This window comes from Sphaerotilus sp. (genome assembly GCF_034519685.1).
GTDB lineage: Bacteria > Pseudomonadota > Gammaproteobacteria > Burkholderiales > Burkholderiaceae_C > Sphaerotilus.
In genome coordinates, this window is the sequence record NZ_JAXHOF010000002.1 from 631100 (window position 1) to 643552 (window position 12453).

Genomic DNA, 12453 nt, shown 5'->3' on the forward strand with positions numbered 1-12453 from the left:
ACAACATGAACCACATCCACCACCTCAAGACCCTGCTGCTGGTCGACGACCAGGTGCTGTTTCGCGAAAGCCTGGCGCTGGTGCTGCGCCAGCGCCTGCCGCAGGTGCGGGTGCTCGAAGCGGGCTCGCTGCATGTGGCGCTGCGGCGCTGCGCGGAGGAAGCGGCGATCGACCTCGTCGTGCTGGACCTTGAGCTGCGCGACAGCCGCGGCCTGATGACGCTGGAGCGCCTGCGTGCAGCGCGGCCGGGGCTGGCGGTGATGGTGGTGTCGGGCACGGTCGACGAGTCGATGGCCGGGGAGGTCCGCCAGCGCGGTGCGCTGGGCTTCCTGTCCAAGTCGAGCCGGGCCGAGACGCTGGTGGACGCCCTGCAGCGCACGCTGCTCGGCCGTGAGTCCGCCGCGCGCCACGACGAGCGGGTCGAGGGCCTGTCCGAGCGCCAGCAGGAAGTGCTCGGGCTGCTGCTGGCGGGCAAGTCCAACAAGCTGATCTGCCGCGAGCTGGACGTGTCGGAGGCGACGGTGAAGACACACCTGCAGGCCATTTTCCGCAAGCTCGACGTCAACAGCCGGACCCAGGCGGTGGTGGCGGCGGTGCGGCTGGGCCTGCACACGTCCGCGCCGATGCCGATGCCGGTGGCACCGTCGGGTCACTGACGTCGCGCAGGCGCGGCACGACCAGGCTGAAGCGGCTGCCGCGCCCCGGCACCGAGTCCAGGGTCAACGTCGCGCCGAGCAGGTCCGCGCTGCGCCGGGCGATGGCCAGGCCCAGTCCCGCGCCGTGGGCTTCCGGGGTGCGGGTGGCTGGCCGGAGCCGGACGAACTCGTCGAACAGGCGCGCCTGGCCGGGGCGGTCGATGCCCGGCCCCGTGTCCTGCACGACGATGCGCACGGCCTGCGCGCCGCAGGGCCGCACGCCGACCAGCACCCCGCCGCGGTCGGTGTAGCGCACCGCGTTGCCGACCAGGTTGCGCAGAATCTGCGCCAGCAGCACCGGGTCGCTGTCCACCACGGCCGACGTGGGGTGCAGGATCAGCCGCAGGCCCTTGTCCCGGGCCAGCTCGTCGCTCAGGCCGACGATGTCCTGCAGCAGCGGCTGCAGCGCCACCGCCTGCCGACGCACCACCAGTCCGCCGTCGTCCAGCCGCGACAGGTCGAGCAGCCCGGCGATCAGCCGGTTCATCGCCGCGCAGGCGCTGTCCAGCCGCTGCGACAGCGCCTGCAGGGCCGACCGGTCGGCGCTGTGGACGCGGTCGTGCAGCAATTGCAGCAGCAGCGTGAGCGTGGCCATCGGCTGGCGCAGGTCGTGGCTGGCGGCGGCGAGAAAGCGCGAGCGGGCCTGCAGCGCCTGGTCCAGCGCCTGCGTGCGCTCGGCCACGCGGGTCTCCAGCGCGGTGTTGAGCCGGTCCATCTCGTCCATGCCGCGCATCAGGCGCCGCAACTGCGCCACCGAGAACGCCAGCACCAGCACCGGCACCGCCAGCGGCAGTGCGTACTGGTGCGTGATCGCCAGATGGCCAGTCTGGTAGGCGTAGTCGTGCGCAGCGGCGGCCAGCACCAGCCCCCAGCCGGCGAGCTGGGCCTGCAGCGTGCGCCGGGACGGATGGCGCAGGGCGTGCCGCAGCAGCAGCCAGAGCGCCGGCAGGCAGGACAGCAGCAGCAGCGGGTAGGCCCAGCGCCGCGCCAGCGGCATCGTGCCCGTCAGCGCGGCCACCGGGCCACAGACCAGCAGCACGCCGAGCACCACGCCCAGCGTGCGGGCATAGCCCCGCGGTCGGTGCTGCGTGCGGGCCATCGCGAACAGGCCGAGCAGTCCGGCGCTGGCGACCTGCGCCAGGTAGAAGAGCAGGTCGGCCCACGCTCCGGGGAGCGGGCTGTCCGGGCTGTAGTAGCTCAGGTTGCGCAGGCAGGCCAGCAGCGCCACCGCACCGAAACTGCCCAGCAGCGTCTCGTGGCGCCGGTACAGCCACAGCAGCAGCATGAACAGCGCGATGCCCGCGCCCGCCGCATTGAGCATCCGGGGCAGGTCGACGTACCAGCGCAGGAACTGGTGGTGGCGCGGCAGCAGCGCCTCCATCGGCCCGACCTCCACCGGCGACAGGCCCGCCCGCTCGCCGGTCTGCACGGTGATGTCGAGCGTGTTCTCGCCCGTGTGCAGCGTGTCGCCGGGCAGTGTCAGCAGCACCGGCACCGGCCGACGCACGCTGTACGGCTGCAGGCCGAGCGTGTCCGCCACCAGCCGGCCGTTCAGGCGCACCGCGTGGCGGTTCGAGAGCCGCTCGGCATGCAGTGCCCAGACCGTGTCGTGGCCCGGCGCGGTGGTGAGGGTGAAGCGCAGGGTGTAGCGGCCGGGCTGCCCCGCAGGCTGTCCGCGCTGTGTCCAGGTGTCGGGCAGGGGCAGGTCCGGGTGCTGCTGTCCGGTGCTGTCGGTGAAGGCGGCCCGCCGGATCTCGGTGACGGCGGCGGTGGCACTCGGCTGGGCGGGCGATGACAAGGGCAGCAGGCCGAGCACCACGGGCAAGGCCAGCAGCAACGCCGCGAACGCCACCGCCAGCCGGACCAGCCGTGCCCGGTACAGCGCGGGCCGGGCGTCCGCAGTCGTTGCGCCGAGGGTGTCCATGCGGACCATCCTAGACCGGTGGCGGGAGGTCTGGCGGAGCGCCGACGGGAGAACGTGCAGCCGGGCTGATCTGGCGCAGAGGTCGGGGACGGCAGCGCGGGGGGTCAGCCATTTGGTGGACGCCACCGCCGCGGGGGCTGCGTAACGTTCGCTGGCGATGCCTTGAAGGACGCTGCGGATCGGCGGTGTCCGAGGCCTCAATGCCCGATCACCCTGATGCCTGAATTGTTCCCAAGGGGGCTCCCATGCACACAACGAACACAAACAAGACATTCCTGGCGATCGCTGCGGCACTGCTGTGCGCGGCCACAGGTACCTGGGCGGCTCCGGAGCTGCCGACGACCGCCGAAGCGCTGGACGACAAGGGCTTCTCGTATTTCATTGGCCTGTCGCAGTTGCACAGCCACTACCGGGAGGACGTGAGCCTGATGCCGATCCGCAGCAAGGTCACCGCCTCCAGCCCGCTGCTGGTCACCGGCGCGCTCTACGCGGTCACGCCCGACTGGCTGCTGTCGCTGGACAACGAGACCACCTTCGCGCCCCGCACCGCCACCGAGACCTGGCAGGCGACGGGACCGGTCGTGGCCGGCGTGACCTTGAGCAGCCCGACCCTGCAGACCAACCGCTTTCGCCTGTCGTCGTCCCGCACGCGGATGCTGGTCCACCACCGGTGGCAGGACCAGTTCTTCCTGCTCGGCGGGCCGGAGTTCCACTCGCAGTCGTTCCGGCGCTATGCCTACGAGAGCGGTCCGGACGGACTGGTCCGCATCGTCAACGGCCAGACCTCGGAGGAAACCTCCGCCGAGGTCGTGCTGGCCCTGGGCGCGGCGATCGAGTCCGAGGCGGTGCGCCACCAGCCGCAGCACTACAGCCTGCGGGCGATGGTGGGCGTGCCGGTGTGGCGCCGGGTGGAGAGCACCAGTTCTCCGCAGGCCCGCTTCACCGGCCTCGGCGGATACGACCTGACGCTGGAAGCCCGCTACAGCCGGGCCGTCCTGGACGACGTCCACCTGGGCGGCTGGGTCAAGTTCAGCCGGGCGGAACGGTCGCGCGACACGGCAGGCGCCAGTCTGGAACTGCCACGCAGCCGGCTCGACGGGCTGGCGGTCGGGCTCGAATTGCTCTGGAAGCTGTGAACCCTGCGTTCTGAATCACCGAAAGGAAACTACCATGAAGACGATGCAGACGAACCGAGCGGGCCTGCCCGCGACGATGAAGACGCTGGCGACCGCCGCCGCTCTGGTTGCACTGGCCGGTTGCGGCGGGGGAGGCAGCGACAGCACGACCGGGGGCACGACGACGCTCGGCCCGCTGACGCTGTCGGGTGTGGTGGCGGCGCGGGCCGTGGCGACGGGCAACTCCGTGGACGTCAAGTGCGCCAGCGGCACCGGCACAGCCACCAGCAACGCCGACGGCAGCTACACCGTGACCGTCACCGACGGGCAGCTGCCCTGCGTGCTGCGCGCCAAGGGCACGACCGACGGGGATCTGTACTCGGTGGCCACCGGCACGGGCCGCACGGCGACCGCCAACCTGACACCGCTGACGCAGTTGGTGGTGGCCAGCATGGCGGGCGGCGCGCCGGCCACGTTCTACGACAACTTTGGTGCGGACATGGGGGCGCTGGTCACCCCGGCCCGCGCCGAGGCGGCGCTCGGCACGGTGCAGACGGACCTGACCGCTCGCGGGATCAACACTGCGGGCATCGGCAACCCGATCACGGCGCCTCTTGTTCCCGTTGGCACCTCCCAGACCGCCAACCCCTATGGCGAAGTGCTGGCCGGACTGGAGGCTGGCCTGACGACGGGGGGCACGACGCTGGCACAGCTCGTGACTGCGGTCGCGAAGGCCAGTCCGACGGTGCGGCTGCCGGCCGAGCTGCTGAGCCAGCCGCAGGCGAGCAACTGCTCGGCCGTACGCAGTGGGGCCTTGCGGTTCGTCTGGATTGCGCCGGCTGAGCTGAAGGCCGATGGCGATTTCGGCACCGTGTCGCGCATCACACTGGATGCCCAGACGATGACGTTCAGCAACGCGAACGGCTCAACGACTTCGGTGACCGCCAACGGCACCTGCCGCTACAAGGGCAGCACCGGCCTGAACGGTGGCCCGGCAGAGGTCGTTGTCTCGCAAGGTGGCGTGATGCTCGTGTCCTCGACGATCAGCGGTGTCAAGCGCCTCGGCATCGGGTTTCCCGAGCAGTCGCTGGCGGATCTGGCGGGCGAGTACAACATGATGCAGGTGGAGTCGAGCCAGGGTGTCGTGGCCGGCAATGGCGTGACCTTTCGGCTGAATGTGAGCGGGGCCATCGAATCGGGATCGTGCCAACCTGGCGAAGTGCTGGCCCGGACCTGCACACCGTTTGCTGGCCCACTCCCGAAGCTGTCAGTCAACACGGCGGGCGGATTCACGATGACCTCGACTGATCCGGCCGACCCCTGGACCGATCGCTGGTTCGCGTATCGCACCGGCAGTGGCGACGTGATGCTCATGTGGATCGGGCAGGGCGGTACCTTCGGTTTCGCGTCGCCCAAGGTCGCCCGCACGCTGCCCAGTCTGGGCACCAGCCGTTCCTGGGGCGCATCGATGGACATGGCCAGCGCCGCCAGTGCGACCACATTCGGCGAAACGACCTACCGCACCAAGAGCGTTGACGCCGCCACGGACAGCTATGTGCGCACCATCCGCAACCCGCTGCTGGCCACCGACGACAGCCATGACCAGACCATCCAGCACAACTGGCCCCGCACCGGCTGGACCCACCTGGCGGCAGGCTCCTCGCCCACACCGAGCGGCACGCTGGTCAGCTTCCGCGAGTGGGTCAATCTTCGGCTGCTGGGCACGGGGCTGTCGGTGACGTACTCGGTGCCGACCGCAACGCAGTCGCCGGTGTTCTCGTTCACGGTCACACAGTGATGCCCATGGCGGTGGGGCGCATGGCGCAGCAGCGGCGAATCTGAAAAATCACCCGAGATAGGCCTCAGATCGCGGCAGATCGCCCCATCTTTCAGGGGGCGCGCATGCCCGGTGTTGTGCGTAGCATCGGCGGCGCACAACGCTCACCACACACACCGCCTCCCAGGCGGGGCAGGACCGGGACATGAAGCAATTCAAGGTGTACAGACACCCTTCGGGCGCACTCGACTGCGTCAAGCCAGGATGGTCGTGGCGGGCCTTCTGCCTGGGCGGCTTCTGGGGGTTCCGCAAGAAGATGTGGGGGCTGGGCGCCGTGGAGTTGAGCAGCCTGCTGGTGTTGCTGCTGCCGGTCCATGTGGCGTTTGCGGGTGTGGCCGTGTTTGTCTGTCACCTGGTGGTCGGCTGGCAAGGCCAGGCCTGGCTGGCCCGCCACCTCCAGGGCCAGGGCTACCGCCACGCCGACACGGTGACCGCCGAGGACCGTGGCAGCGCGCTGGCGCTGTCGATCCGCCAGCGTGGCTGGCGGGTGCCGGCGGGCTCGCTCAACGGGTGATGCACACCTCGCCGCGCAGCGAGTGCGGCATGGCACTGACGATCTGCACGTCGAGCATCTGACCCACCAGCCGCGCCGGGTTCGGCCCGCCGGGGAAGTTGACGATGCGGTTGCACTCGGTGCGGCCCATCAACTCGGTCGGATCCTTGCGGCTCGGGCCTTCGACCAGGATGCGCTGCACGGTGCCGACGCGGCTGGCGCTGATGCGGCGCACGTTGTCCTCGATCGTGGCCTGCAGGTGCTGCAGGCGCTTCAACTTCACGTCAGCCGGCGTGTCGTCGTGCAGTGCGGCGGCGGGCGTGCCGGGGCGCGGGCTGAAGACGAAGCTGAAGCTGGCGTCGAAGCCGATGTCCTCGATCAGCTTCATCGTGCGGGCGTGGTCGTCGTCGGTCTCGCCAGGGAAGCCGACGATGAAGTCGGTCGACAGGCTGATGTCCGGGCGGATCGCGCGGATCTTGCGGACCGTGCTCTTGTATTCGAGCACCGTGTAGCCGCGCTTCATGCCGGCGAGGATGCGGTCGCTGCCGTGCTGCACGGGCAGGTGCAGGTGGTTCACGAGCTGCGGCACCTTGGCGTAGACATCGACCAGGCGCTGCGTGAACTCGTTGGGGTGGCTGGTGGTGTAGCGGATGCGCTGGATGCCGGGGATCTCGGCGACGTACTCGATCAGCATCGCGAAGTCGGCGATCTCGCTGGTGCCACCCATCGTGCCGCGGTAGGCGTTGACGTTCTGGCCGAGCAGCGTGACCTCCTTGACCCCTTGGTCGGCCAGTCCGGCGACTTCGGTCAGCACCTCCTCGAACGGCCGGCTGAACTCCTCGCCGCGCGTGTAGGGCACGACGCAGTATGAGCAGTACTTGCTGCAGCCTTCCATGATCGAGACGAAGGCGGAGGCGCCCTCGACCCGCGCCGGGGGCAGGTGGTCGAACTTCTCGATCTCGGGGAAGCTGATGTCGACCTGCTGGCGGCCGATCGCCTTGCGCTGCGCCAGCAGCTGCGGCAGGCGGTGCAGCGTCTGCGGGCCGAACACCACGTCCACATAGGGCGCACGCTCGATGATGGCCGCGCCTTCCTGGCTGGCGACGCAGCCGCCGACGCCGATCATCACGCCCTTGGCCTTCAGGTGGCGCACGCGGCCGAGGTCACTGAACACCTTCTCCTGCGCCTTCTCGCGCACCGAACAGGTATTGAAGAGGATCAGGTCGGCTTCCTCGGGGTCGTTGGTCGGGGTGTAGCCCTCGGCGGCGCGCATCACGTCGGACATCTTGTCCGAGTCGTATTCATTCATCTGGCAGCCGAAGGTGCGGATGTAGACCTTCTTGCCTGTCGCGGCGGGTGGCGTGGCGGTGTCGAGGGGCAGGGCGGGGCGGGTGTCAGTGGACATGGCGAACCGGGGAGGAGGCTGGTGGAGGTGCCGCCGGTCCTGCCCGCGCACGAACGCCCGAACGGACCCGCGTTGCCTGCGTGCGTCCAGGGCGCAGCGTTGCGTGGTGTAGATCCAGAGGCTGCTTCCGGGATCTTACGCCGGGTCTCATTGGTACCGAATCGTGACCAAAGGTAGCAATAGTGACGGTGGGGCTCAATTTGTGAGCCACTGCCGAATCGATTGCCCGGGCTGGCATGTTCAAATCGAGGGGATGCGTGGGATTTGATGCATTTTTTGAAAATATCAGAAATTTCATTTTCGGCGGGTGGCCAATGGCGTGTGCTAAGCGATGCAAAGCGATTTTTCGCGGATCAGCTTCCCTGGTTCATGGGGCGCGGACCCGTACCACGGCATGGTGTGCAGCGGACGTGGTTACCATCGACCGCACCAAGGTGTACCGGCCTTCACCCGCAGCCTGTCGATCCGAGCCTCTGCAGTCCTGGATGAAGTTGCCGATATGAACCGGTCAATCAACGCTCAGCAGCAGCCACGATGGGGGCACCGCACCATGCGATTCGGCCGTACGAAACCGCGGGGTGACCCCGTGCAGGAGCGCATCGACTGTCTGGTCGGGCCCGGCACCACCGTGACAGGTGACCTCACCTTCGCCGGTGGCCTGCGCATCGACGGCCATGTCGAGGGCGATGTGCTCGTCTCGTCCGTCGTGCCCGGCACGCTGGTGATCGGGGACGGGGGCAGTGTCGCAGGCGATGTCCGGGTCTCGCACCTGATCGTGTTTGGTCGGGTGATGGGCACGGTGTATGCCAGTGGCCTCGTGGACTTGCGCATCAGTGCGCAGGTGGACGGCGACGTGCACTATGGCGCGATCGAGATCGAGAAGGGCGCGGTGGTCGAAGGCCACCTGGTCAAACACAAGATGGCGGGTGCAATCCAATGAGCGGTGTTCAGTCGGTGACCGGGGGGTCGGACCCCATGTTCGTGTTCGCCCGTGCCGGGCGGCTGGACTGCCCGTCGGGCATGGACGTGCAGGATGCCTGGCGCCATTTCTCGATGCAGATCGCACGCGATCCGCTCGACATCGAAGCCCATGCGCGGCGTGTGCTGCTGGCCAGCCGCCCGCCAATGACGGACCGGGCCTTCGGTGCGCTGGTGGACCTGTTCCTCGCGCTCGGTGACAACGGCCGCAGCCTGCGCCGCCAGTTGCTGGAGCAGGCGTCAGCCTGGCTCGACCCGGACGATGCGCATTTTCTTCGTCTCCACCTCGACACCCGCCTGTCGCGTGGCGCGCAGCTGCCGACGCAGCGCTGGTCGGTGCTCGACACGGCGGTCGTGGGGTCGCTGGGCATGGTCGGCCTGCAGCGCCGGGAAGTGGCGCAGGAGACGCCATTCCAGCAGGCGATGTCGTTACTGGAATACGGAGACCTGGCGGGCGCCCGTGGCATGCTGGAGGCCGCGCTGCTGGAAGAGCCGGACAACGAGGAGGTCAACCGAGAGCTGCTGGCGATCTACCAGCACAGCCGGGATGACGCAGGCAAGGCCGAGATGGCCGACAAGCTCGTGGCCCGCCACGGCGCATTGCCGTCGGGTTGGTCCTGAGTTGTCTCCGGACGCTCCATGCAGACCTGCCCAGCCGATCGACCTATTCATGACCTTGAGCCTGTAGTCAGTGGAAGCCACCAAGCTGCAAACCCGATTGAAGGTAGTCCTTCTGTCCCTGCCTCCACGCACCCAGGCGGTGCTGGATTTCTTCTTTTCGAGCACAGGGCGCAGCAGCTTCGCGCCCTCGACCGAAGACGCGGCCGAAGTGGCCATCTTCGACTTTGACACGCTCGAATCCCGCCAGCACTGGGAAACCTGGCATGCCCTGCGGGGTGGTCCAGGCATCGCGCTGTCGACCCAGTCGCAGGAAGTGGCCTCGGCCATCTGGGTGCAGAAGCCCGTGACGCCGGCGGCCCTGCTGGCGGCTGCGGCCGAGTTGCGCACGCGGCGCTGGAGTGCCCCGGCGGGCAGTCCGACTGCGGTGGTGCGGCCTGCCGTGGCGCCGGCACCGCCGGTGCCTGCACCGGCCCCCGTGCCCGTGCCCGTGCCCGTGCCTGCCCCCGCAGTGGCTGCCGTGGCGGCGTCGACCTGGACGGAAAGTCCGCCACCCGTGCCGCCGCCTGCGCCAGTGGCGCCCGCTCGACCTGCCGCCGTGCGTCCGGCGCCTGCGCCGAGCCGGCCGGTGGCCGCCGCGCCTGCTCCGGCGCCTGCGGGTGGCCTGGGTGGATTCATTCGCCGGCTGTTTGGCAAATCTGCGCCTGTCCCGGCGCCGGCCTCTGTGGCCGTGCCGGCTCCGACCTCCGCTCCTGAGCCTGTGGTCGCTGCTGTGGTGCCACCCGTGCCGATGCCCGCTCCTGCGCCCCCGGTGCCTGCCCCGGCACCGGTACCGGTACAGGCGCCTGTGCCCGCACCAGCGCCAGCGCCAGCTCCCCCGGTCGCGCCAGTCAAGCCCAAGGCCGCAGCGGCCAAGCCCGCTTCCGTGCCGGCTCCTTCGCCAGCGCCTGTGGCACCCCCCGCGCCGTCGCCGGCCGCCGTGGCGCCTGCCGAACAGGATGCCCATGGCCACCGGCGCCCGCGCCCTGAGGAGCTGGTCCACGAAGCGCGTTACTGCGGTACGCGCGCGGATGTCGCGGATGCGGCGCAGCTGGCCGACAGCAGCACCCGCTATGACCCGGCCCAGCACCTGGTCGGTGTCCTCAAGGATGCCTACCTGGTGAGCTGCAAGTGGCAGGTGCCGACCCACCTGGACAGCCCCGCCGGCCGCATCACCGTCGATGGCACGACCAACCTGATCTACTGCGAGTTCACGGCCGCGCAACTGGCCGGCCTCGTGAACCAGCCGCTCGACAAGCGACCCAAGACCCGCGCGTTCAGCCGGCAGGAGTTCGCCGATCTGCAGGGCACGCTGGAGCAGAAGGCGCTGGTGCAGCGGCTCGACCATGTGCTGTGGCAGACCGCGCTGGAGACCTCGGCGGGCCGCTTGCCGGTCGGTGTCGATCCCGTGGCGCCGGTCTACCTGAAGCAGTGGCCCAACCTGACCCGGCTGCACCGCACGCCGCACGCGCTGCGCATCGCGGCACTCTGGACCACCAAGGGCGCCGGGCTGCTGGAGACGGCCCAGACGCTCAAGATCGCCCAGCGGCATGTGTTCGCGTTCTACAACGCGGCACTGGCGCTGGACCTGATCACGGAGGATGGCGCGCAGGTCCGCAGGGCTCAGCGCAAGACCAAGAACAACCGTGGTCTGCTGACACGCTTGTTCGGTTGGCTGAACAAATAAGCCTGATAAGCAACATGGCCCAAACCGATCACAAAATCATCTTCACCGGCCCCGTCGGTGCAGGCAAGACCACCGCCATCGCCTCGATCAGCGACATCGAGCCGATCCGTACCGACGAACACGCGTCGGACATGACCCAGAAGCGCAAGTCCGCCACCACCGTGGCCATGGACTACGGAATGATCCGTCTGGGTCCGAAGGAGAAGGTCCACCTGTACGGCACGCCCGGCCAGGAACGCTTCGACTTCATGTGGGACATCCTGACCAAGGGCGGCATCGGCCTGGTGCTGCTGCTGGACAACACGCGCCCGACGCCGTTCGAGGACATGCGCTTCTACATCAAGGCGTTCAAGGAGTTCATCGACGGCACCCGACTCGTGATCGGGGTGACGCAGATGGACGCCCGTCCGACGCCGACCATCGACGAATACGTGCGGCAACTGGCGGAGCTGGACGTGTCCGCGCCCATCTTCGAGGTGGACGCCCGCCAGCGCACCGATGTCTCGACGCTGATCGAGGCGCTGCTGCTCCAGATCGATCCGACCCTCTGACCCGGGAACCCCGCGCCTCCATGGACCACTACACGCTCACTGGCGAGTTCTTTCTCCACCCGACGCCGGCGGGTGCCTACTACGCCGCCAGCCGGCCCACCCGTGATCCGGCGCGGCTGTTCCTGCAGCGGCTGCTGCGCGAGTCGGAAACGCCGCGCCTGACCGCCGATCTGGTGCAGGACTGGATGTCGATGGGCCAGCAGGACGCGCTGGAGTTCATCTACCGTCTGCAGTCCTCCGGCTTCGTGCAGGGATTGCCGATGCATGTGGAGGTGCCGCCGGACTCGATCGAGGCGATGCTGCCACCGCTGCTGTCGCAGCTGTCCGACGAGGGGAAGGCCATTCTGGCGGACAAGCGCGGCCTCTACCTGGGCACCGCCGGCTTCGCGCACGAGACGGCCGAGGAACTCGCCGCGCTCGGTGGCGATCTGGCCAGTGTCCACGAGCGCCACTCGCGTCTGCTGCACGGCAACATGCGCCTGCGCAGCGATGGCTGGGGGATGGTGAACGCCTCCGGTTACTGCGAAGTGGGGTTCTGGCCGCTGTACTTCGGTGACGACTACTTCATCCTGATCGTCAGCGGCATGCCGCGTTTCAACCAGGAGGCCTTCACCACGCTGGTGTGGACGCTGGGTGTGCGCTATGGCAACACGGCCATCTGATCCGATCTGATCCGACGTGACCTGAATTCCCTTTCCCTCCCCCGATCTCCCATTTTTTTCCCCAAGGAACTGCCCCATGCGTGAAGAGCTGCTGAACTCGATCCTGAGCGAACTCAACGGATCCACCGCCGACATCGAAGCCTCTGCCGTGCTGTCCACGGACGGTCTGATGATGGCCTCGATGCTGCCTGCCGGCATGGACGAGGACCGTGTCGGTGCCATGAGTGCTGCCATGCTGTCGCTGGGTGACCGCACATCGCGCGAGCTTGCCCGTGGCGAGCTGGAGCAGGTGCTGGTCAAGGGCGCCAAGGGCTATGTGCTGATGACCTATGCCGGCAAGGACTCGGTGCTGACGGCGCTGTGCAAGCCGAATTCGCGGCTCGGCCTGATCTTCCTCGACGTCAAGCGTGCGGCGGACGCCATCAGCAAGGTCATCTGATCGGTCTGTC

At 68.7% G+C, this 12453-nt stretch carries 12 protein-coding genes; 10 read left to right on the forward strand and 2 right to left on the reverse strand.

The genetic code is table 11. The features are described 5' to 3' along the window. Positions 1-5: 5 nt before the first annotated feature. Complete coding sequence (locus U5O44_RS03405) at positions 6-656, forward strand: response regulator transcription factor (protein ID WP_322587046.1); 651 nt, start codon at positions 6-8, stop codon at positions 654-656. On the opposite strand, the gene U5O44_RS03410 is transcribed toward U5O44_RS03405, so the two are convergent. Continuing rightward, positions 562-2619, reverse strand: a complete 2058-nt coding sequence (locus tag U5O44_RS03410) for a sensor histidine kinase (protein WP_322587047.1) — start codon at positions 2617-2619, stop codon at positions 562-564. The two genes, U5O44_RS03405 and U5O44_RS03410, sit on opposite strands and share 95 nt — an antisense overlap. Before the next feature lie 245 nt (positions 2620-2864). Here U5O44_RS03410 and U5O44_RS03415 point away from each other — a divergent pair, with 245 nt between their 5' ends. The 3 genes from U5O44_RS03415 (at position 2865) to U5O44_RS03425 (ending at position 6085) form a co-directional block, all read left to right on the forward strand. Next, positions 2865-3755: a hypothetical protein gene (locus tag U5O44_RS03415; protein ID WP_322587048.1), complete on the forward strand. Its 891-nt coding sequence runs from the start codon at positions 2865-2867 to the stop codon at positions 3753-3755. Between the two features lie 34 nt (positions 3756-3789). After that, a complete protein-coding gene (locus U5O44_RS03420) occupies positions 3790-5532 on the forward strand; it encodes a hypothetical protein (protein ID WP_322587049.1) in 1743 nt (580 codons plus the stop codon). 184 nt (positions 5533-5716) lie between these two features. Then, entirely contained in the window at positions 5717-6085 is a 369-nt protein-coding gene (locus tag U5O44_RS03425) for a hypothetical protein (protein WP_322587050.1), read from the forward strand. Here the strand turns inward: U5O44_RS03425 and miaB are convergent. After that, positions 6075-7469 carry a tRNA (N6-isopentenyl adenosine(37)-C2)-methylthiotransferase MiaB gene (miaB, locus tag U5O44_RS03430; protein WP_322587051.1) on the reverse strand — a complete coding sequence of 465 codons (1395 nt, stop codon included), beginning with the start codon at positions 7467-7469 and terminating at the stop codon, positions 6075-6077. The two genes, U5O44_RS03425 and miaB, sit on opposite strands and share 11 nt — an antisense overlap. A gap of 550 nt (positions 7470-8019) precedes the next feature. Here miaB and U5O44_RS03435 point away from each other — a divergent pair. The 6 genes from U5O44_RS03435 (at position 8020) to U5O44_RS03460 (ending at position 12443) form a co-directional block, all read left to right on the forward strand. Continuing rightward, complete coding sequence (locus U5O44_RS03435; protein ID WP_322587052.1) at positions 8020-8409, forward strand: bactofilin family protein; 390 nt, start codon at positions 8020-8022, stop codon at positions 8407-8409. A 35-nt stretch (positions 8410-8444) separates the two neighbouring features. Further along, complete coding sequence (locus U5O44_RS03440) at positions 8445-9068, forward strand: hypothetical protein (protein ID WP_322587053.1); 624 nt, start codon at positions 8445-8447, stop codon at positions 9066-9068. Positions 9069-9165: 97 nt separating this feature from the next. Further along, on the forward strand, positions 9166-10791 hold the full coding sequence (locus U5O44_RS03445) for a hypothetical protein (RefSeq protein ID WP_322587054.1): 1626 nt from the start codon (positions 9166-9168) through the stop codon (positions 10789-10791). Between the two features lie 14 nt (positions 10792-10805). Then, positions 10806-11342, forward strand: a complete 537-nt coding sequence (locus U5O44_RS03450; protein WP_322587055.1) for a GTP-binding protein — start codon at positions 10806-10808, stop codon at positions 11340-11342. Between the two features lie 20 nt (positions 11343-11362). Further along, a complete protein-coding gene (locus U5O44_RS03455) occupies positions 11363-12004 on the forward strand; it encodes a hypothetical protein (protein ID WP_322587056.1) in 642 nt (213 codons plus the stop codon). Between the two features lie 76 nt (positions 12005-12080). Continuing rightward, entirely contained in the window at positions 12081-12443 is a 363-nt protein-coding gene (locus U5O44_RS03460) for a roadblock/LC7 domain-containing protein (RefSeq protein WP_322587057.1), read from the forward strand. Positions 12444-12453 lie beyond the last annotated feature (10 nt).

Bases quoted from the DNA above. Each gene is read 5' to 3' on its own strand.
- U5O44_RS03405 (WP_322587046.1), top strand. From the start codon at position 6: ATGAACCACATCCACCACCTCAAGACCCTGCTGCTGGTCGACGACCAG.
- U5O44_RS03425 (WP_322587050.1), top strand. From the start codon at position 5,717: ATGAAGCAATTCAAGGTGTACAGACACCCTTCGGGCGCACTCGACTGC.
- U5O44_RS03410 (WP_322587047.1), bottom strand. From the start codon at position 2,619: ATGGACACCCTCGGCGCAACGACTGCGGACGCCCGGCCCGCGCTGTAC.
- U5O44_RS03420 (WP_322587049.1), top strand. From the start codon at position 3,790: ATGAAGACGATGCAGACGAACCGAGCGGGCCTGCCCGCGACGATGAAG.
- U5O44_RS03415 (WP_322587048.1), top strand. From the start codon at position 2,865: ATGCACACAACGAACACAAACAAGACATTCCTGGCGATCGCTGCGGCA.
- U5O44_RS03450 (WP_322587055.1), top strand. From the start codon at position 10,806: ATGGCCCAAACCGATCACAAAATCATCTTCACCGGCCCCGTCGGTGCA.
- miaB (WP_322587051.1), bottom strand. From the start codon at position 7,469: ATGTCCACTGACACCCGCCCCGCCCTGCCCCTCGACACCGCCACGCCA.
- U5O44_RS03435 (WP_322587052.1), top strand. From the start codon at position 8,020: ATGCGATTCGGCCGTACGAAACCGCGGGGTGACCCCGTGCAGGAGCGC.
- U5O44_RS03440 (WP_322587053.1), top strand. From the start codon at position 8,445: ATGTTCGTGTTCGCCCGTGCCGGGCGGCTGGACTGCCCGTCGGGCATG.
- U5O44_RS03460 (WP_322587057.1), top strand. From the start codon at position 12,081: ATGCGTGAAGAGCTGCTGAACTCGATCCTGAGCGAACTCAACGGATCC.
- U5O44_RS03455 (WP_322587056.1), top strand. From the start codon at position 11,363: ATGGACCACTACACGCTCACTGGCGAGTTCTTTCTCCACCCGACGCCG.